This window comes from Pseudomonas sp. Ma2-10 (genome assembly GCF_054330215.1).
On record NZ_JBTEYL010000010.1, the window covers coordinates 39,010 to 57,015 of the forward strand.

21 protein-coding genes, 3 tRNA genes and 1 pseudogene are annotated in these 18,006 nt (G+C 57.6%); 8 read left to right on the plus strand and 17 right to left on the minus strand.

Features of this window, described 5'->3' with window-relative positions:
• Positions 1–34 precede the first annotated feature (34 nt).
• From tig to ACXPVS_RS14275, 4 genes are all read right to left on the minus strand, one after another.
• A complete protein-coding gene (gene tig / locus ACXPVS_RS14260) occupies positions 35–1,345 on the minus strand; it encodes a trigger factor (RefSeq protein ID WP_458510511.1) in 1,311 nt (436 codons plus the stop codon).
• Positions 1,346–1,767: 422 nt separating this feature from the next.
• Positions 1,768–1,852 (minus strand) — tRNA-Leu (locus ACXPVS_RS14265).
• Between the two features lie 54 nt (positions 1,853–1,906).
• Positions 1,907–1,982: transfer RNA gene (locus ACXPVS_RS14270), tRNA-His, on the minus strand.
• Positions 1,983–2,022: 40 nt separating this feature from the next.
• Positions 2,023–2,099, minus strand: a tRNA-Arg gene (locus ACXPVS_RS14275).
• 279 nt (positions 2,100–2,378) lie between these two features.
• On the opposite strand from ACXPVS_RS14275, the gene folD reads away from it, so the two are divergent.
• Together folD and pbpG are read left to right on the plus strand one after the other, a co-directional pair.
• Positions 2,379–3,233, plus strand: coding sequence for a bifunctional methylenetetrahydrofolate dehydrogenase/methenyltetrahydrofolate cyclohydrolase FolD (gene folD / locus ACXPVS_RS14280; RefSeq protein ID WP_458510512.1), 855 nt, complete (start codon positions 2,379–2,381; stop codon positions 3,231–3,233).
• Positions 3,234–3,471: 238 nt separating this feature from the next.
• Complete coding sequence (gene pbpG / locus ACXPVS_RS14285) at positions 3,472–4,410, plus strand: D-alanyl-D-alanine endopeptidase (protein WP_458510513.1); 939 nt, start codon at positions 3,472–3,474, stop codon at positions 4,408–4,410.
• 54 nt (positions 4,411–4,464) lie between these two features.
• Here the strand turns inward: pbpG and ACXPVS_RS14290 are convergent, their stop codons facing one another.
• The 3 genes from ACXPVS_RS14290 to ACXPVS_RS14300 form a co-directional block, all read right to left on the minus strand.
• Entirely contained in the window at positions 4,465–4,680 is a 216-nt protein-coding gene (locus ACXPVS_RS14290; RefSeq protein ID WP_458510514.1) for a hypothetical protein, read from the minus strand.
• A gap of 17 nt (positions 4,681–4,697) precedes the next feature.
• Positions 4,698–4,904: a DUF6021 family protein gene (locus ACXPVS_RS14295; protein WP_458510515.1), complete on the minus strand. Its 207-nt coding sequence runs from the start codon at positions 4,902–4,904 to the stop codon at positions 4,698–4,700.
• A gap of 94 nt (positions 4,905–4,998) precedes the next feature.
• Positions 4,999–5,727 (minus strand): peptidase C39 family protein, encoded by a 729-nt coding sequence (locus ACXPVS_RS14300; protein ID WP_458510516.1) that lies wholly within the window; start codon positions 5,725–5,727, stop codon positions 4,999–5,001.
• Between the two features lie 167 nt (positions 5,728–5,894).
• On the opposite strand from ACXPVS_RS14300, the gene ACXPVS_RS14305 reads away from it, so the two are divergent.
• A complete protein-coding gene (locus ACXPVS_RS14305; protein WP_458510517.1) occupies positions 5,895–6,062 on the plus strand; it encodes a hypothetical protein in 168 nt (55 codons plus the stop codon).
• 78 nt (positions 6,063–6,140) lie between these two features.
• Here the strand turns inward: ACXPVS_RS14305 and ACXPVS_RS14310 are convergent, their stop codons facing one another.
• Together ACXPVS_RS14310 and ACXPVS_RS14315 are read right to left on the minus strand one after the other, a co-directional pair.
• Positions 6,141–6,890 (minus strand): TerC family protein, encoded by a 750-nt coding sequence (locus ACXPVS_RS14310; protein ID WP_458510518.1) that lies wholly within the window; start codon positions 6,888–6,890, stop codon positions 6,141–6,143.
• Positions 6,891–6,917: 27 nt separating this feature from the next.
• Complete coding sequence (locus ACXPVS_RS14315; protein ID WP_458510519.1) at positions 6,918–7,160, minus strand: hypothetical protein; 243 nt, start codon at positions 7,158–7,160, stop codon at positions 6,918–6,920.
• A gap of 135 nt (positions 7,161–7,295) precedes the next feature.
• On the opposite strand from ACXPVS_RS14315, the gene nhaR reads away from it, so the two are divergent.
• Entirely contained in the window at positions 7,296–8,195 is a 900-nt protein-coding gene (nhaR, locus tag ACXPVS_RS14320; RefSeq protein WP_458510520.1) for a transcriptional activator NhaR, read from the plus strand.
• A gap of 4 nt (positions 8,196–8,199) precedes the next feature.
• Here the strand turns inward: nhaR and ACXPVS_RS14325 are convergent, their stop codons facing one another.
• Complete coding sequence (locus tag ACXPVS_RS14325; protein WP_458510521.1) at positions 8,200–9,354, minus strand: MFS transporter; 1,155 nt, start codon at positions 9,352–9,354, stop codon at positions 8,200–8,202.
• Between the two features lie 280 nt (positions 9,355–9,634).
• On the opposite strand from ACXPVS_RS14325, the gene sstT reads away from it, so the two are divergent.
• On the plus strand, positions 9,635–10,867 hold the full coding sequence (gene sstT, locus ACXPVS_RS14330; protein ID WP_458510522.1) for a serine/threonine transporter SstT: 1,233 nt from the start codon (positions 9,635–9,637) through the stop codon (positions 10,865–10,867).
• Positions 10,868–10,930: 63 nt separating this feature from the next.
• On the opposite strand, the gene ACXPVS_RS14335 is transcribed toward sstT, so the two are convergent.
• Genes ACXPVS_RS14335 through ACXPVS_RS14355 form a run of 5 tightly spaced genes read right to left on the minus strand, consistent with a single transcriptional unit; the run spans position 10,931 to position 15,042 of the window.
• The gene (locus tag ACXPVS_RS14335; protein ID WP_458510523.1) at positions 10,931–11,440 is read right to left on the minus strand and encodes a DUF1993 domain-containing protein; all 510 of its coding nucleotides are present in this window, start codon (positions 11,438–11,440) and stop codon (positions 10,931–10,933) included.
• A gap of 39 nt (positions 11,441–11,479) precedes the next feature.
• Positions 11,480–13,000 carry an ArnT family glycosyltransferase gene (locus ACXPVS_RS14340; RefSeq protein ID WP_458510524.1) on the minus strand — a complete coding sequence of 507 codons (1,521 nt, stop codon included), beginning with the start codon at positions 12,998–13,000 and terminating at the stop codon, positions 11,480–11,482.
• A 3-nt stretch (positions 13,001–13,003) separates the two neighbouring features.
• Positions 13,004–13,282 (minus strand): lipid-A-disaccharide synthase N-terminal domain-containing protein, encoded by a 279-nt coding sequence (locus tag ACXPVS_RS14345; protein ID WP_458510525.1) that lies wholly within the window; start codon positions 13,280–13,282, stop codon positions 13,004–13,006.
• Entirely contained in the window at positions 13,279–14,019 is a 741-nt protein-coding gene (locus ACXPVS_RS14350; RefSeq protein WP_458510526.1) for a glycosyltransferase family 2 protein, read from the minus strand. Before ACXPVS_RS14350 ends, ACXPVS_RS14345 begins: the two co-directional genes overlap by 4 nt.
• Positions 14,020–14,064: 45 nt before the next feature.
• Complete coding sequence (locus ACXPVS_RS14355; protein ID WP_458510527.1) at positions 14,065–15,042, minus strand: NAD-dependent epimerase; 978 nt, start codon at positions 15,040–15,042, stop codon at positions 14,065–14,067.
• A 310-nt stretch (positions 15,043–15,352) separates the two neighbouring features.
• Between ACXPVS_RS14355 and ACXPVS_RS14360 the strand changes: the two genes are divergently transcribed.
• On the plus strand, positions 15,353–16,000 hold the full coding sequence (locus ACXPVS_RS14360; protein WP_458510528.1) for a YceH family protein: 648 nt from the start codon (positions 15,353–15,355) through the stop codon (positions 15,998–16,000).
• Between the two features lie 20 nt (positions 16,001–16,020).
• Here the strand turns inward: ACXPVS_RS14360 and ACXPVS_RS14365 are convergent.
• Both ACXPVS_RS14365 and ACXPVS_RS14370 read right to left on the minus strand, forming a co-directional pair.
• Positions 16,021–16,131 (minus strand): annotated as a pseudogene (locus tag ACXPVS_RS14365) (cupin domain-containing protein); the annotation flags it as partial.
• Entirely contained in the window at positions 16,094–16,972 is an 879-nt protein-coding gene (locus tag ACXPVS_RS14370) for a shikimate 5-dehydrogenase (RefSeq protein ID WP_458510529.1), read from the minus strand. The gene ACXPVS_RS14370 and the pseudogene ACXPVS_RS14365, both read right to left, overlap by 38 nt.
• A 245-nt stretch (positions 16,973–17,217) precedes the next feature.
• On the opposite strand from ACXPVS_RS14370, the gene ACXPVS_RS14375 reads away from it, so the two are divergent.
• Together ACXPVS_RS14375 and ACXPVS_RS14380 are read left to right on the plus strand one after the other, a co-directional pair.
• The gene (locus tag ACXPVS_RS14375) at positions 17,218–17,568 is read left to right on the plus strand and encodes a hypothetical protein (protein ID WP_458510530.1); all 351 of its coding nucleotides are present in this window, start codon (positions 17,218–17,220) and stop codon (positions 17,566–17,568) included.
• Between the two features lie 234 nt (positions 17,569–17,802).
• Positions 17,803–17,997: a hypothetical protein gene (locus ACXPVS_RS14380; RefSeq protein WP_458510531.1), complete on the plus strand. Its 195-nt coding sequence runs from the start codon at positions 17,803–17,805 to the stop codon at positions 17,995–17,997.
• Positions 17,998–18,006 lie beyond the last annotated feature (9 nt).

Consider the following 18,006-nt stretch of genomic DNA (forward strand, 5'->3'; position numbering starts at 1 on the left):
GGCTTATGGTGTGTACTTCTTACCGCAAAAACGATCAGTCGGCTTGTGGAGCTTCTACCGGCTTGACTGCTTCTTCGTAAGAGACCGATTTGTCGGTCACGCTAGCTTTCTGCAGAACAGTATCCACAACTTGCTCTTCCAGCACAACAGAACGAACTTCGTTCAGTTGCTGGTCGTTCTTGTAGTACCAGGACACAACCTGCTCAGGCTCTTGGTAAGCCGAAGCCATTTCCTGAATCATTTCACGAACGCGATCTTCGTCAGGCTTGAGGTCGAATTGCTTGACCACTTCAGCCACGATCAGACCCAGCACAACGCGACGCTTGGCTTGCTCTTCGAACAGCTCGGCCGGCAGTTGCTCAGGCTTGATGTTGCCGCCAAACTGCTGAACAGCCTGCACGCGCAGACGGTCAACTTCGTTGGACAGCAGAGCCTTAGGCACTTCGATCGGGTTGGTGTCGAGCAGGCCGTCCATTACCTGATTCTTGACCTTGGATTTGATCGCCTGACGCAGTTCACGCTCCATGTTCTTGCGAACTTCGGTGCGAAAGCCTTCCAGACCAGTTTCCTTGATGCCGAATTGAGCGAAGAATTCTTCGGTCAGTTCTGGCAGTTTTGGCTCGGAAACCGTGTTCACGGTCACGGTGAACTCAGCGGTTTTGCCTGCCAGGTCGAGGTTCTGATAGTCCTCTGGAAAGGTCAGGTTCAGAACGCGCTCTTCGCCGGCGTTAGCGCCAACCAGACCGTCTTCAAAACCAGGGATCATGCGACCGGAACCCAGTACCAGTTGAGTACCTTTGGCGGAACCGCCAGCGAACACTTCACCGTCGACCTTGCCATCGAAATCGATGTTCAGTTGGTCTTCGTCTTGAGCAGCGCGATCGGCCACTTCGAAACGGGTGTTCTGCTTGCGCAGCACTTCCAGCATTTTGTCCAGATCGGCATCAGCCACGTCAGCGCTCAGGCGCTCAACCGCGATACCGTCGAAACCGGCAACGGTGAACTCAGGGAACACTTCGAAAATCGCGACGTATTCCAGGTCTTTGCCAGCTTCCAGCGATTTCGGCTCGATCGAAGGAGCGCCAGCCGGGTTCAGCTTTTGCTCAACAACAGCTTCGTAGAAAGAAGACTGGATCACGTCGCCAACCGCTTCCTGACGTGCATCAGCACCAAAACGGCGCTTGATTTCACTCATTGGCACTTTGCCTGGACGGAAGCCAGCAATCTTGGCCTTTTGGGCAGTCTGCTGCAGACGCTTGTTGACCTGAGTCTCGATGCGCTCAGCCGGCACGGTGATGCTCATGCGGCGCTCAAGAGCAGAAGTATTTTCAACAGAAACTTGCATGGATATTCCTCGTTGCACAGACGTTAGCCGGCCGTTTCCGACCCCAGAATCAAGGGCATGCATTCTAGTGGGTCAAACTCAAGAAGTCACCCTACTGAAAACGGGTAAAAAAGCAGCAGGCAATTTATAGGCGGGGACAAACGGTTGTGCCTCGCCCTGTTCGCAAATACAGCCAATCATGCCAGGGCTCTGCGCCAATCTTTCTATATATAGAAGGCATCGGCAATCCATCCCTGACAGTCGACCCCACGAGGGGGTCAACGGGCGAATCGGCATCATCGAGAAACATAATTCCGACGATCCGAACCACCCTCTCGACCCAGAACCTGCGGCCGCTTTGAAAATTCAGACTTCTAAAACAAAAACGGCGCAGCCCTTTTCAGGTGCTGCGCCGTTTTCTGCTATTAAATAGCTACTTGTAATGGTGCGGACGGAGAGACTCGAACTCTCACACCTTGCGGCGCTGGAACCTAAATCCAGTGTGTCTACCAATTCCACCACATCCGCTTCAAGCTTTTAAAGCAAAGGCGCCAGACTGTTAATCTGGCGCCTTTCTAAATATGGGGTGGACGAAGGGGATCGAACCCTCGACAACGGGAGTCACAATCCCGTGCTCTACCAACTGAGCTACGCCCACCATATTGCCATGTTGCGTTACTTGTGCCAAAGCTGCCTAATGGCGCACCCGGCAGGACTCGAACCTGCGACCATCCGCTTAGAAGGCGGATGCTCTATCCAGCTGAGCTACGGGCGCCTTGTTAATCTGTATTCTTGGACGATTACAAACTAAGTGCTTTCAGTCTCACCGAATCAAACATCAACTCTGCTCGACCTTCTTAACCAGTGCTAGGCTGTGCCCGACAAGTGCGACGAATGTTATAGGTGAGCCTGAAGGTCGTCAACTCTTTTCTAAAAAAAATTCATTTAATTAAAGGGGTTAGGGGAATTTGCAGACCAAGCGCCTTTGCCCTCACCGCATGACATGCGAGAATGCGTTCTCTTTTTTTCCCCTCTCGATGGTTAACCACGCGCAATGACTGCACAACTAATCGACGGCAAATCGATCGCCGCCAGCCTGCGCCAGCAGATCGCCAAACGCGTCAACGAGCGTCGCCAGCAAGGTCTGCGCACGCCCGGTCTCGCGGTGATCCTGGTCGGCAGCGATCCCGCCTCTCAGGTTTATGTCTCGCACAAGCGTAAAGACTGTGAAGAGGTCGGCTTCATTTCCCAAGCCTACGACCTGCCTTCCGAAACCACTCAAGAAGCGCTGACCGATCTGATCGATCGCCTGAACGACGATCCTGCGATTGATGGCGTTCTGCTTCAACTTCCTTTACCTGAACACCTGGACGCCTCCAGATTGCTGGAACGCATTCGTCCCGACAAGGACGTCGACGGTTTCCATCCTTATAACGTCGGCCGCCTCGCCCAGCGTATTCCGTTGCTGCGTCCGTGCACCCCTAAAGGCATCATGACGTTGCTGGAAAGCACCGGTGTCGATCTCTACGGGATGGACGCAGTGGTTGTCGGGGCTTCCAACATTGTTGGCCGCCCGATGGCGATGGAATTACTGCTGGCTGGCTGCACCGTGACCGTCACCCACCGCTTCACCAAGGATCTGGCAGGCCACGTCGGTCGCGCCGATCTGGTGGTGGTCGCCGCCGGCAAGCCGGGGCTGGTAAAGGGTGAGTGGATCAAGGAAGGCGCGATCGTGATCGACGTCGGTATCAACCGCCAGGAAGACGGCAAACTGGTCGGCGACGTGATCTACGACACCGCCCTGCCCCGCGCCGGCTGGATCACTCCAGTCCCAGGTGGCGTTGGCCCGATGACCCGCGCTTGCCTGCTGGAAAACACGCTGTACGCTGCCGAAACACTGCACAGCTGAGTTCGCATTTTCATTGCGGCGACGAACAACGGAACCCCGCCATTGGCGGGGTTTTTTTTGCCTGAACTAAAAACGCTACCACTCGCCGGAAACCTACTGTTTATAGGGGCTTTCTAGGACTTCGACCTGTTCATTGAACAACCATCGACAGTTCTTCAGCCATACTCCTAAAATGCATCGTTTTTAAAGAAACAACCCGTTACATAACGGTTTATCCACACCTAACGAGTTTGCCAGCGTGAAAATCCGTCTTTCCATCCTGAGCCTATTTTTTGCATTTACAGGGACTTTCACCACGCCAATGACCAACGCTGCGGACACCACTTCGGCGCCGCGGGATACGTCACAACTGAAGATCGCTTCCGGCAGCGCATTGCTGTTAGATCTGCAGACCAACAAAGTCATCTATGCCAGCAATCCTGACGTGGTTGTGCCGATCGCTTCCGTCAGTAAACTGATGACTGGGCTGATCGTGGTTGAAGCCAGACAGAACCTGGACGAATACCTGTCCATCAACATCAGCGACACGCCGGAAATGAAAGGCGTGTTCTCCCGCGTGAAACTCAAAAGCGAATTACCGCGCAGGGAAATGCTGCTGATTGCCCTGATGTCCTCGGAAAACCGTGCTGCCGCGAGCCTGGCCCATCATTATCCGGGTGGCTACGTCGCGTTCATTGCCGCAATGAATGCCAAGGCGAAAGCACTGGGCATGACCAGCACACACTTCGTCGAACCCACCGGCCTCTCCCCTCGCAACGTGTCCACGGCCCGCGACCTGAGCAAACTGCTGATCGCTGCGCACAAGTACCCGCTGCTGACCGAGCTGAGTACGACCAAGGAAAAAACCGTCTCGTTCCGTAAACCCAACTACAGCCTGGGTTTCCGTAATACCGACCATTTGGTCAACAAGCCAAACTGGGATATCAAGCTGACGAAAACCGGCTTCACCAATGAGGCAGGTCACTGCCTGGTGCTGGTCACCAGCATGGGCAATCGCCCGGTTGCGCTGGTCATCCTCGACGCCTTTGGCAAGTACACACACTTTGCCGACGCCAGTCGCATTCGCAGTTGGGTGGAAACCGGCAAGAGCACGAACGTGCCGTCTGTAGCGTTGCAGTACAAATCCGACAAGAATCTCAAGCATCGTCAGAGCGGCGTGGTTGAAGCGTCGAAATAAGTAAACGACAGGTAAACGAAAGCCCCGATTGTTCGGGGCTTTTTTCGTCCAGTGTTAATCATTGGGCAACGGCATCTGGTCGCCATCTGGAATGCCGTCCCCGGCATTCGGATCTCTCGTGCCGTGGGGATGTTCCGTTGGCACTACCATCGGACGCGCCAAGGGATCCCTTAACGGATCGTTCGGATCCATCACGGGGTCAACACCCTCTTGCGGCGTGGTTGGAACGCTGTCCGGACGTTTGTCGTTGAAACTCGAATCGGTAGACATACGCACCTCACTCAGGCTCAAGGTTTCAGATCGGCCAGTGGATCGTAAGGCTTCGCGGGAGCCTTGGTATTGTCGCCCGGCTTCACATCCCTGGGCGCCTTGGCAGGTCCGATGGGGTCGACCTGAGGATCGGCGAGGTCTGGCGAGTCGGGATCGAAGCCCAACTCATCACCCGAAGAATGCTCAGACGAGTGCGGGCCGACGGGGGTAGTGGAATGTGTCATGGGCACCTCCTTTGAGTCTGGCCCGGAGAGATCCGGGCTCTACGTCTTTAGAGGTCGGCAACGTGCAAGGGTGCCCGACAGATGACGAACGGACTTATTGCGCACTCAGCGCTTTCTTCGCCCTGGCGGCGGCCCGCTCCTGTCCTGCCTGGGCAAGGTCGCTTGCTGCCTTGAGCCATCGCTGTTGATCGACATTGGCCGGCAGTTGATTCGGCTTCTGAATCAGCACGGCCCAGCCACCGGCATCCTTGAGCGCCGATTCAAACGAACCGAAGCCCATCAATTCCCGACGATTCATGCCCGCGCGCAGCAGCACTGTTTGCTTCTGACGGTTGTACCCGGCAAGAATGGCGTAACGCGGTTCAGCCCAGAACGCCGAGCCTTCCGTGAAACGCACCATCACCGGGTAACCGGCCGCCACCTGAGTCAACAGGGCAGGCAGATTGCTGTCGAGGGGATAGACGACCATGCCGTAGTCGCGAGCGAGGTTCTGCATGTTCTGCTGCAACTGGGCTTCGGCACCCGGTAAATGCAATGGTTTTTCGAGCAGGCCTGGCGTAATCACAATGCCTTGCTGGGATAGTATGCTGGCCAGCACTTGCGGCCCACTCTGGTTCGCCATGCCGCGGTAGAACGTGCCACTGAGCTCGACACGCTCCGGCAGGCGTTTGATTTCAGGCGCCACACTCCCCGCGCAGCCAGTCAGACCTGCAACGCAGCCAACGACCAGCACTAAAGATCGAATTCGAGAAAATACCCGCACCATCATCACTCTCTTGATCAGACGCCAGGCATACGCACTCCCGGCTTGGCCGTCGATCATAGGACGCCGAGCAGCAGCGGTATAGCCTTAACCGGTAGATGATGGCATTCGATAGAGCGAACTGATTGGTGACAGCCGACCTTTGGTGAACAGCTTGAAACACAGCAGCGACTAGACTGTCACGTGCAAAGAGTGTGCGCCCGCAACAGGGCGAAGAGGAGGCACTGATGAGCCTGACAATGACCATTGTGATGTTGATTTCTGGCTGGCTGGCCGTTGCCACTGCCATGTTATGGGGGGTCCTGCGCATTACCCGCCGGCACCATCATCCGGCTCAGTCGGCGCCAGTGGCGACACCCGATAAAACCGCTGAACAGCACGCTACCGCGCACTGACCGACACTTTTGTGTATCCAAACAAAAACGGCCGCCTGGGCGCTTTCGAGCGCAGGCGGCCGTTTCGTTTAACGCAGGTTAAACTTCAGCGGCTAATCGCTTCTGCTTTGCCCGTCGCGACATCATATTCAAGCCCTCGATCGTCGCCGAGAACGCCATGGCCGCATAGACGTAACCTTTCGGTACGTGGGCACCGAAGCCTTCGGCGATCAGCGTCATGCCGATCATGATCAGGAAGCCCAGCGCCAGCATCACCACCGTCGGGTTGTCGTTGATGAACTTGGCCAGAGGATCGGCCGCCAGCAACATCACCAGTACCGACACCACCACCGCGATGATCATGATCGGCAAATGCTCGGTCATGCCGACAGCGGTAATGATGCTGTCAATGGAGAACACCATGTCCAGCAGCAGGATCTGACCGATCGCGGCGGCAAAGCCCAAGGTCACGGTCGAGGTGGCCGATGTCGGATCATCCGGTGCCGGGTCCATGCTGTGATGAATCTCGGTGGTCGCTTTCCACAACAGGAACAGGCCGCCGGCAATCAGGATCATGTCCTTCCAGGAGAACGTCTGGCCGAAGATATCGATCACAGGCTCAGTCAACTGGACGATGAACGCGATGGTGCTCAGCAGCGCCAGTCGCAGGATCAGCGCCATGCCGATACCAATGCGCCGCGCCTTCTGCCGGTGCTGCTCGGGCAGTTTATTGGTCAGGATCGAAATGAAGATCAGGTTATCGATGCCGAGCACGATTTCCATGACGATCAACGTAGCCAGGGCGACCCAGGCAGTGGGGCTTGCAGCAAGTTCTAAAAGGTATTCCATGGGTCAGTCCTGACTCTTTGAGACGGTTTAGATTTCCAGGGACGTAGAATCGGTTTTGTCCGTTTCTTTGGCCGGTTGTTCTTTCTTGCTGATCAGGCCGCCAGTGGCGTCACTGATTGCCTGCTCGGCAGCTTTGTGGGTGTCGTCGATCGCTTGTTTGGCGGTTTCGGCAGCCTTGCCCATCAGTTGCTGAGCGCTTTTTTCGGCCTGATCACAACCGGCCAATACCAGTAAAGACGTGATCAACAGTGCCGTGGTTTTAAGCTTCATGATGCTTTCCTCGATAGAACAAACAGGGCCGAAAAGGCCACCCGTTGATAGCGGGGCATTCTAGGGAGGCGAACACTTCAGGAAAATTCGTATTTTTTGCAGTTATACTTCGGTTTTTACGAACTGTAGGTCGTCATGCTCAACTATCGGCAATTGCATTACTTCTGGGTGGTGGCCAAAACCGGCAGTATCGTGCGCGCCTGCGAGCAGTTGAATCTGACACCGCAGACCATCAGCGGGCAGATTTCCCTGCTCGAACAAACCTATGGCATCGAGTTGTTTCGCCGGGTCGGCCGGCAGCTGGAACTCACCGAAGCCGGGCGTCAAACCCTGCCCTACGCCGAGCAAATGTTTCAGCTGGGCGGCGAATTGGAGCTGATGCTGCGAGCTCAGCCCAACGAACAGCAAATTCTGTTTCGGGTAGGGGTGGCAGATGTGGTGCCCAAATCCATCGTCTATCGCCTGATTGCGCCGACCATGGGATTGAGCGAACCGCTGCGCATCACCTGCCGGGAAGACAAACTGGAACGCTTGCTCGCCGACCTGGCGATCCAGCGGCTCGACCTGGTGATCTCCGACAGCCCGATGCCATCGCATCTGGACATCAAGGGCTACAGCCAGAAACTCGGGGAATGCGGGATCAGCTTCTTCGCCACGGCTGAACTGGCGGCGCAATACGGTCAGGATTTCCCCCGCCGCCTGCACGGCGCACCGCTGCTGATTCCAGGGCCGGAGACCGTGGTGCGCAGTCGCTTGCAGCGCTGGTTTGCCGAGCAGCAGATCCAGCCGCGCATCGTCGGCGAATTCGACGACAGCGCCTTGATGCAGGCTTTCGGCCAATCCGGCAGCGGGATTTTCATCGGCCCGAGCGTGATTGCCGATGAAGTGAAACGCCAATACGGTGTGGAATTGATTGGCCAGACCGACGCGGTAACCGAGTCGTTCTACGCCATTTCGGTGGAACGCAAGGTCAAGCACCCCGGCATTGTCGCCATTACCGAAGCGGCCCGACGCAAGCTGTTCACCGAGCTGTGAGGTGTCAGGCGCAGACTTCGCGGGGCTTGAAGGTCATCAGCGCGATGGCCAAGAGGATCGAGGCGAGGATAAAAGCGGACGCCGCGAAACCAAGACCTTGCAGGCCTACACCGTCAATGACCCTGCCGCCGATCATGGCGCCCAGGCCGATCCCGAGGTTAGCCCCGGCAATGTTCAGCGATGCGGCGAACGCCGGCGCTTCGGGTGCAGCCTTCATCAATCGCACATGGCTGACCAGGAACAACGCCGCCTGAGTCACGCCCCAGATCCCCATCGCCGCTGCCAGACCCAGCGGCGAATGGATGTTTGGTACCAACGCCACCAGGCCGGCGATCATGAACGCGCAGAACATCATCGAGGCGATCAACGGGTGACGATCCACCGCGCGTCCGCCCAATGAGTTGCCGATCAAGCCGACCGCGCCGAAGCCCATCAGGCACCAGCCGACCACCGTGCCGTTGAAACCGGCCAGTCGCTCAAGAATGTCCGCCAGATAGGTGTAAGCGGTGAACATGCCGCTAAACACCAGGATCGACAGCAGCACATGGCCTACCATCAGCGGACTGCGCAGGATTCTGAACTGCGAGCGAAAGCTCACCTGATGCTGGTGCAGATTGGTTTTCGGCAGGTAGATAAACAGCAGCAACGCCTTAGCAAACGCGATCACCGCCAGAATGCCGAAGGCACTGCGCCAACCGAACGCATCGGAGATCAGTGTGCCCACCGGAATGCCGAACACCGTGGCGCAAACAATGCCGAAACCAATCTTGGCGATGGCGCGGCCGGCGTAGTCCGGGCCGACAATGTCCACCGCGGTTTCACTGGCCAGCGCCCAGAACACCGGCAACCCCAACGCGGGGATCAATCGGGCGACGGACATCACCCAGATATTTGGCGCAAATGCCGCAAGGGTGTTGGCCAGGCCGAACATGATCAGCACCGAGATGAACAACTTGCGGCGCTCGAAGCGGGCGAAGTACGCAGTCAGGAACGGCCCGAATGCCGCGACCGTGAAGGCGAACAAGGTCACCAGCAAACCCGCCTGGGGGATGCTGACGTCAAGGTCTCGAGCGATCGCCGGCAACAGGCCGATGATGATGAATTCCGTGGTCAGCACCGTAAAGCCGGCAGCAGACAACAGAAGGATGGGCAACAGCATGCAGAACTCCAGAAAACAACGACACCAGCGGTAGCCCGAAGGCCCACTGGCATGACTTGAAAATGAGGATGGCGAATCTTAACAGAGTGTTTCCGATCAGGGTTGCACGAACCTGCCGATCTCGTTGACCCCGCGGGCGGCAGATCGTCACAGGTCTGAAGGATAAAGACCACCCTGTGATAAAGTCCGCGCCCTGCGATACGTACACCTTATTCATCGGCCATTGATTGGCATTGATGTCGCGATACGCCCGCACCTAAAAAATCAGAGATGCCGTTTTATGACCGTTTCATCCCCTTCGCTATGGTTACGCCTGAATCGCTTAAGCCTGGTCACACAGATCATCATCAGCCTCATCGCCGGGATTGCCCTGGCCCTGTTCGCGCCGGAGGTAGCAAAGTCCACTGCGTTTATCGGCAAAGTTTTCGTATCGGCGCTTAAAGCTGTCGCGCCGATTCTGGTGTTCGTGCTGGTCATGGCGTCCATCGCCAACCATAAGCACGGCCAGGAAACCCACATCCGGCCGATTCTGTTTCTCTATCTGCTGGGGACTTTCGCGGCGGCGTCGGTGGCCGTTGTCGCCAGTACGTTGTTCCCCTCGACCCTGGTATTGGCGGCTCACGACATTGCGGTCACCGCGCCAGGCGGTATCAGTGAAGTGCTGAAAAGCCTGCTGTTGAGCGTGGTCGACAACCCGGTCCACGCGCTGATGAATGCCAACTTTATCGGCATTCTGGCGTGGGCGATTGGCATGGGCATTGCTATTCGCCATGCCGGTGACACCACGCGCGAGGTGCTTGGCGACTTGTCCAACGGCGTGACCCTGATCGTGCGTTTGGTGATTCGTTTTGCGCCGCTGGGCATTTTCGGCCTGGTGGCGTCCACCCTCGCTACCTCCGGGTTTGGAGCCTTGATCGGCTATGTGCATCTGCTGGCGGTATTACTGGGCTGCATGCTGTTTGTGGCGCTGGTGATGAACCCGATCATCGTATTCTGGAAGCTGCGTCGCAACCCGTATCCGTTGGTGCTGATGTGCCTGCGGGAAAGCGGCATCACGGCGTTTTTCACCCGCAGCTCGGCGGCGAACATTCCGGTCAATCTGGAATTGAGCAAGCGCCTGGGCCTGCACGAAGACACCTACTCGGTCTCGATCCCACTGGGCGCAACCATCAACATGGCGGGCGCGGCGATCACCATTACCGTGCTGACCCTGGCCGCCGTGCACACGCAGGGCATCGCCGTGGACATTCCGACCGCCATCCTGCTGAGCCTCGTCGCGGCGATCTGTGCCTGTGGCGCTTCGGGCGTGGCGGGCGGCTCGTTACTGTTGATTCCACTGGCGTGCAGCCTGTTTGGCATCCCCAGTGAAATCGCCATGCAGGTGGTGGCCGTCGGGTTCATCATCGGAGTGCTGCAGGACTCGGCGGAAACCGCGCTGAACTCCTCCACCGATGTACTGTTCACCGCGGCGGCGTGCCTGGGCGAAGACGAAAAAGCACAACGCCGGGCTTAAGTCCGGCGCATTAAAAAGCCCGCCAAGGTTCACACCTTGGCGGGCTTTTTAACGTCGGGAGGTTTAGAACGCGCCCATGTAATCGCGCTTGCCTACTTCCACACCGTTGTGACGCAGCAGTGCATAGGTGGTGGTGACGTGGAAGAAAAATTGCGGCAGACCGTAGCTCAGCAGGTAAGCCTGGCCGGTGAAGCGCTTCTCTTTCGGCGTGCCCTGACGGGTGATGATTTCGATGCCTTCCTTGCCGTCGATCTGTTCAGGTTTGATCTCGCCGATGAAGGCCAGCACTTTGGCGATCAGCGTTTGAAGCTCGGCGAAGGTGGTTTCGGTGTCGTCGTATTTCGGCAGTTCAACTTCAGCCAGACGCGCGGAAACGCCCTTGGCGAAATCAACAGCGATCTGCACCTGACGGACCAGCGGGAACATGTCCGGGTACAGACGGGCTTGCAGGTAAGCATTTGGGTCGATGTTCTTGGCAGTGGCGTGGGCTTCGGCCTTGTTCAAAACGTCGCTCAGGGCGTTGAGCATTTGTTTGAAAACCGGGACGGATGCGGCATACAGAGAAATAGTCATGGCAGTCTCGTGTTGTGACAGGAGGGAAACGTGGGGCGATTATAGCCATGCGCGGTCCCAGGTGAAGCGATAGATATTGGCTGGCTGTCCGGGATGACAACGGCCGTTATCAGCATCGGCACCGACGATCGACCACTGCGCGCGCGAAGTTCCCCCCAATTCACGGGCGACCTGTGGATTGAAACATCGGCTCAGCAGTTCATCGGGCACCAAGGCGTACGCCTGACGGTGTTCGCGCAGCCATTGAGCGGCCTGCTCGACCGTGGAGCCGATCATCCCGAAATGCACGATCGGCTGTCGGGCGAATAACCAATGCCCCTCACGCCAGTTGACCAGCACCAGGTCTGCGCCTTGAGTCATCGCCGCCGCTTGCGCCATCAGTGCCTCGTGGGGATTGGGCCCGTCCTTGATCGGGTCGATGAAACCGCGAGCGAACCACAGCGTGAGCCACGTGACGGTCAACACTTGCAATACCCGCCGGCCGCGCGGACGCGTGCCGAACCAGCGCTTGAGCAGCCACGGAATCAGCGGCGCGGCAACCAGCACCAGCCCCGGCAACGCCGGATAGATGTACAACTTGCGTTTACCACTGCTCAGGCAGAAGAACAGTACGACCAGTACGACCCAACCCAGCAGCACCAGCACTCGACCGTCGCGCTTGCGCAACTGCCTGCGCCAGGCGGGCACGAGCCACGGCAAGGCCAGCACCAACGGCATCCAGTATTGCGGGATGACCTTGACGAAGAAGTACCAGAACGGTTCTCGGTGATCCCACGCGGCGGCATAGCGCCCCGCTGTCTGGCGCAGCAGAATTTCCCGTGCGTAAGCGATTTCGTCAGCGGCGCCATTGAATGCGATGGACACCGCCAAGGGCAGCAGCCAGATCGCGACGGCGCCAAGCACCCCCAAAAAACCCAGGCACCACTTGCGCGCCTCGCCTGGCATGGCCACCACGCCAGGCCAGCCTTTGCGCACCGCGTAGGCATACGGAATCAGCATCAACGCCGGGACGAAGCCGACCCCTTTGGTGATCACGCCAATGCCCATGGCCGCGCAACCCGCGTAAAACCACCGCCAGGCGGGCCCGAGCAGCAAGTGACGAGCCAGGCCGTACAGGCCCAGAGTGGTGAACAGAATCAGAAAACTGTCGATCTGACCGGTCCGCAGAATGCTGTAGGTCTGATAGGTGGCCAGGTACAACAGCGCTGCTGTTCGTCCAGCCCGCTGATTCCACAACCGGCGACCCAAGTCGTAGAGCATGGCCGTGACCGATGTGGCAGACAACAGCCCCGGAATATAAAGGGCAACGGCTGGCATTCCGGTGATCCAGGTAAAAAACGCCACCGTCCACATAAAAATCGGTGGTTTATCGCCGTAGATTTCAGTGGCTCGGTGGGGAATCAACCAAGATCCGTTTTGCAGCATCTCCAGCGCAACGCCGAGGAAGCGCTCCTCGTCGACATTCTGCGGCTGGCGCAGCCCAAACCCGGCGCCGACCAACAAAAGAGCAAGCAACATCAGCCCCAGGCATTCGACGCTGGGTGACAGGGTTCGGCGCACGGTTCAGTCCTTCAAGGTTTTTCTGCGGGCAATCAATTGCAGGTTGCGCAAATAGACGATCGAGCCGAACGCTTGACCGGCGATGAAAACCGGGTCTCGTCGGTAAATGGCGTAAGCGAACAGCAGCGCACTGCCGACGATGCTCAGGTACCAGAAGCTCACCGGAATTACGCTGCGCTTCTTGTACTCGCTGCACAGCCACTGCAGGACAAAGCGACCGGTGAAGGCGATCTGGCCACTGAAACCGACCACCAGCCACAGGGTTTCGCGGGACAGGTTCATCCTTCGATCTCCTGCGCATGGGCATGCAGGCGCGTGCGCCTGATCAGCCACCAGACGCCGATCAGATCGAGAATGCCCACCAGGGCGCGGTCGATATTTCCGTATTTGGATACCCCGGCCGTGCGAGGCCGATGATTGACCGGATGGGTGATCATGCGGCCGTTATGACGCTGGATCAGGGCAGGAATGAACCGGTGCATGTGGTCGAAGTACGGCAAGCGCAGAAACGCCGCCCGCTGTATCAGTTTCAGCCCGCAGCCGGTGTCCGGCGTCTGGTCCTTGAGCATCCGGCGGCGCAACCCGTTGGCAACACGCGAGGCCCAGCGCTTGCTCGCGGTATCGCGACGGTTGACCCGGTGCCCGGCCACCAACTGCAGGTCGCCGCGGCCCTGCGCACTGCGCACTAATGCCAGCATGCCGGGGATATCCGCCGGGTCGTTCTGACCGTCGCCATCGAGCGTGGCCAGCCACTGGCCCCGAGCGGCGAGCGCCGCATGGTAGAGCGATGTGCTCTGCCCCAGCGAACGCTCATGGCGCAGGATACGCAACGTGCTCAGGCCGCTGTGCCGGGTTTGCTGCAGTTCCTGCAAGGAGGCATCAGTACTGCCATCGTCCACGACGATGATTTCATACGCCTCATCGATCAGTGCGATACGGATTTCTTCGAGCAGTGATTTGAGATTGCTCGCCTCGTTCTTTGCCGGAATCAGAACGGATACAAATATGTCTTGGCTCATAGAGGCCCCTATTACCCTGGATTTTCATGATCAAGGGCCAACATTTCATCTCTGATAAAAGTGGCGATACCACTTCACAAATTCCGCGACGCCAACCTCAACCGTCACGTGTGGACGGAAATCGATCCACTGCGCCAATGCCGACACATCCGCCCAGGTCTTGACCACATCGCCAGCCTGCAGCGGCAGGAAATTGCGTCGGGCTTCCTTATCCAATGCCGACTCCAGACACTCGACGAAATCCAGCAGCGCCACCGGCGAGCCTCGCCCGATGTTGAACACTCGGTGGGCGCCATCGCCAGGTCCGTCCGATAACGGCGGTCTTGGGCGCAGGCGCGCAATGCTTTCAACGATGTCGTCGATGTAGGTGAAGTCGCGCGACATCTGGCCTTGGTTGTAGAGATCAATCGGCCTGCCGTTGAGGATCGCTTCGGTAAACCTGAACAACGCCATGTCGGGGCGCCCCCAAGGTCCGTAAACGGTAAAAAAACGCAGGCCGCTGGCCTTCAGTCCATACAGATGGCAGTAGCTGTGGGCCATCAGCTCATTGGCACGCTTACTGGCGGCATACAACGAAACCGGATGATCGACTGGGTCTTCGACGCTGAACGGCATTTTGCTGTTGGTGCCGTACACCGAACTGCTCGATGCATAAATCAGATGTTCGGGGCGATGGTGTCGGCAGGCTTCCAACACATTCAGAAAGCCCACCAGGTTCGATTGCGCATACACGTCCGGGTTGTCCAACGAGTAGCGAACGCCCGCCTGGGCAGCCAGATGGATAACCTCTGTGAAGCCGTGATCCTTGAACAATGCCATCAAGGCCGATTTGTCGATGATATCCAGTGCCTGAAAATGAAAGCCCGCCAAGGGCTTCAACGCCTTGAGCCGTGCGTGTTTGAGTTCCACGCTGTAGTAGTCGTTGAGATTATCGATACCGACCACCTCAAAACCTTCCTGACACAAGCGCTTGACCGTGTGATACCCGATGAAACCGGCGGCGCCGGTGACCAGTACGGTCATAGCGGGCGCGCGCCGATCAGCGCATTATTGCGGGTCGATACCCACGTCAGCTTCATGCCTTGCTCCACTGCACAATTAATAAGGCCGGTGACGTCGTCGATGGGGATTTTCGCCGTACCCGTGATGAACCGCAGTCATCTGCAGCCCTGCATACGGTGCACGTCTGATGGTTAAGAAGACGTAACAGGTTGATTTAAGTTTTGTGACCATTGCCAAGGTGCGGCGACGAATTCAGTTGCCATTGGCACACGTCAAACTAAAGTGCATGCCAGCAGGAGAAAATCATGAAACCGGGAAGGAATGCAGAATCATGAGCACTGAGCAAGAAACGACCTTCGACGAGCCGCGGCTCAACAGCACCGAAATCCGCATTCTGGGTTCGCTGATCGAAAAACAGGCCACCAGCCCGGAAACCTATCCGCTGACCCTCAATGCGCTGATGATTGCCTGCAACCAGAAAACCAGCCGCGAACCCGTGATGAACCTCACCCAGGGTCAGGTCGGCCAAAGCCTGCGTGCCCTCGAAGGTCGCGGCTTTACCAAACTGGTGATGGGCAGTCGGGCGGATCGCTGGGAACACAAAGTCGACAAGGCACTGGAACTGGTGCCGGCTCAAGTCATTCTTGCGGGGCTGCTGTTTCTGCGCGGGCCACAAACGGTCAATGAACTGCTGACCCGCAGCGGCCGCATGCATGACTTCGAAGATGCCGAACAGGTGGTGCATCAACTGGAACGCTTGATCGCTCGCGGTCTGGCGCTGTTGATTACGCGCCAGGCCGGTCAGCGTGAAGATCGCTACATGCACACCTTGGGCGACCCGGCGGACATCGAAGTGATCCTGGCGGCACGGCAGAACCCGTCCGAGCGTGGCGCGGGTGGCGGCGTATCGGTTGAGCGGATCGAAGAGCTTGAGGCGCGAATTGCGGCGCTGGAAGAGCGTCTGGCCCGCCTCGAATAACCCTGCGCTACTCGCCGTCCCGCATACTTGCCGGAATCCGGGTACTCGCAAATCTCAGGTGATTGCTGGGTGCTGACCGCCAGGTAGCGCAGCTCAGCGTTGCTGATGTTGATGATCTGGTGCGCGGTTTCGGTTCTGCGCACCGGGATAGCCAAGGCCACTGCGGGCAAATTCCACGGCGTTGTGAAACTGCTCATCGGTTGGCCGCACGCCGGTGTACAGCACGAACTGCTCCAACGCCTGGATTGCGATCACTTCCAACCCGGTGATCACTCGCTTGCCTTGAGCACGAGCGCGCATAATCAACGGTGTTTCCGAAGGGACTGCCACTACATCGAAGACAATCTCGGCAGCAGCGATGGTTTCAACATCGAACGCCAGTTGATCAGCCTCGGGGCCGGACATGCCAATCGGTGTGACGTTGATCAGCATCTGCGGTCGCTCCGCGCCCAGCTCCGCTTGCCATCGATAGCCCAGGGATTGGGCCAACGCCCGTCCGGTACGCTCGTTACGGGCGACGATCAGGCCATTTTTGTAGCCACCATCGCGCAAGGCGCTGGCCACAGCCTTGGCCATGCCACCGCTGCCGCGCAGGGCAAAGGTCAATTCCTTCGGCACCTGGTGGGTGTCAAGCAACCGGGCGATCGCGATGTAATCGGTGTTGTAAGCCTTGAGGTGGCCGTTAGTGTTAACGATCGTGTTGATCGATTGAATGGCCGCAGCGGAGGCATCCAGCTCGTCGACCAGGGCAATACAGGCCTCCTTGAACGGCATCGACACACCGCAACCGCGAATCCCCAAGGCACGAATGCCAACAACGGCGCCTGACAGATCCAGACTGCTGAAGGCCTTGTAGTAAAAATTCAGGTCCAGTTGCTCATACAGATGATTGTGAAACCTCAGGCCAAAATTCCCGGGGCGTGCCGAAAGCGACATGCACAGCTGGGTGTCTCTGTTGGGGTTCATCTGCATGAAAAATCTCCTTGAATAGCACTTTCAGATGGACTGAATTAGCCGACCCATCGGGTCTGATCGATCATAACGGCGTGTCTGCACGCGGCCTCACTGGACCATAAAGACGCTAATACAGACCTTACACAAAATTTACCCAACGGCTGTGCTGATTTTGAAAAAAACGCGGTCTTAGAAGTATCCCCGCGACAATCCTTGGGTCTATTGCAGACACAAGCGCCGGGGCGAAGAACCGAGGAACTATCATGATCCGTAAAATCTCCACAGCAGCCTTGCTGATCGGTGCTCTTGCTATCGCAGGGCAGGCAGAGGCTCGCGGCGGTCACGGCGGTCACGGTTGGGAAGGGCCGGCGGTATTTGGCGCGATCGTTGGCACGGCCATCGTCGGTTCGGCCATCATCAACAGCAACCGGCCCGTCTATGTACAACAACCGGTTTACGTGCAACCGCCACCGGTTTATTACCAGCCGGCACCGGTCTATGTGCAACAACCGGTCTATTACGGCCCGCCACCGGTTTACTACGGCCCGCCACGTGTTTACTACGGGCCTTCGCGCGGTGACTACCGCCCTCACCACGGTTATGGCCGCTGGTAACGCAATCATCAGGCCCCGCCTCAACAGCGGGGTCTTTTTTGTGACCATCCGTCGGCAGAGGTCTGGATAAATCTTGCCAAGGTCGCTGTCGGGACAGTCTTTGCGGTGCAAGTTGGCAAGATTGACTCGCCATCCTTACCCCGCGCCGGGAAAACGGTCATATTTATGTCATGTCAGGTCCGCAATCTTGGATCTGTCCGTTAACAACAGGTTGATAAAAACAAGGACGACCTCATGCCCACGCAAAACCCGCACCGCATTGTCGGCTTGTGCACTTCCAGCAAGGTGTACAACGCACTGACCGAACTCAAACACCTGGAAGGCCATCGCAGTGCTAAGTTTCTTTCGCTGCTGGCAGAAAACCTGGTGCGAAAAGGCCTGATCAACGAGCAGGAAGTGGTTCACATGCTGGATCTGGTGGTCGACTGAAGCGAAGCC

Bases quoted from the DNA above. Each gene is read 5' to 3' on its own strand.
- tig (WP_458510511.1), bottom strand. From the start codon at position 1,345: ATGCAAGTTTCTGTTGAAAATACTTCTGCTCTTGAGCGCCGCATGAGC.
- folD (WP_458510512.1), top strand. From the start codon at position 2,379: ATGACTGCACAACTAATCGACGGCAAATCGATCGCCGCCAGCCTGCGC.
- ACXPVS_RS14290 (WP_458510514.1), bottom strand. From the start codon at position 4,680: ATGTCTACCGATTCGAGTTTCAACGACAAACGTCCGGACAGCGTTCCA.
- ACXPVS_RS14295 (WP_458510515.1), bottom strand. From the start codon at position 4,904: ATGACACATTCCACTACCCCCGTCGGCCCGCACTCGTCTGAGCATTCT.
- ACXPVS_RS14300 (WP_458510516.1), bottom strand. From the start codon at position 5,727: ATGATCGACGGCCAAGCCGGGAGTGCGTATGCCTGGCGTCTGATCAAG.
- ACXPVS_RS14305 (WP_458510517.1), top strand. From the start codon at position 5,895: ATGAGCCTGACAATGACCATTGTGATGTTGATTTCTGGCTGGCTGGCC.
- ACXPVS_RS14310 (WP_458510518.1), bottom strand. From the start codon at position 6,890: ATGGAATACCTTTTAGAACTTGCTGCAAGCCCCACTGCCTGGGTCGCC.
- ACXPVS_RS14315 (WP_458510519.1), bottom strand. From the start codon at position 7,160: ATGAAGCTTAAAACCACGGCACTGTTGATCACGTCTTTACTGGTATTG.
- nhaR (WP_458510520.1), top strand. From the start codon at position 7,296: ATGCTCAACTATCGGCAATTGCATTACTTCTGGGTGGTGGCCAAAACC.
- ACXPVS_RS14325 (WP_458510521.1), bottom strand. From the start codon at position 9,354: ATGCTGTTGCCCATCCTTCTGTTGTCTGCTGCCGGCTTTACGGTGCTG.
- sstT (WP_458510522.1), top strand. From the start codon at position 9,635: ATGACCGTTTCATCCCCTTCGCTATGGTTACGCCTGAATCGCTTAAGC.
- ACXPVS_RS14335 (WP_458510523.1), bottom strand. From the start codon at position 11,440: ATGACTATTTCTCTGTATGCCGCATCCGTCCCGGTTTTCAAACAAATG.
- ACXPVS_RS14345 (WP_458510525.1), bottom strand. From the start codon at position 13,282: ATGAACCTGTCCCGCGAAACCCTGTGGCTGGTGGTCGGTTTCAGTGGC.
- ACXPVS_RS14350 (WP_458510526.1), bottom strand. From the start codon at position 14,019: ATGAGCCAAGACATATTTGTATCCGTTCTGATTCCGGCAAAGAACGAG.
- ACXPVS_RS14355 (WP_458510527.1), bottom strand. From the start codon at position 15,042: ATGACCGTACTGGTCACCGGCGCCGCCGGTTTCATCGGGTATCACACG.
- ACXPVS_RS14360 (WP_458510528.1), top strand. From the start codon at position 15,353: ATGAGCACTGAGCAAGAAACGACCTTCGACGAGCCGCGGCTCAACAGC.
- ACXPVS_RS14370 (WP_458510529.1), bottom strand. From the start codon at position 16,972: ATGCAGATGAACCCCAACAGAGACACCCAGCTGTGCATGTCGCTTTCG.
- ACXPVS_RS14375 (WP_458510530.1), top strand. From the start codon at position 17,218: ATGATCCGTAAAATCTCCACAGCAGCCTTGCTGATCGGTGCTCTTGCT.
- ACXPVS_RS14380 (WP_458510531.1), top strand. From the start codon at position 17,803: ATGCCCACGCAAAACCCGCACCGCATTGTCGGCTTGTGCACTTCCAGC.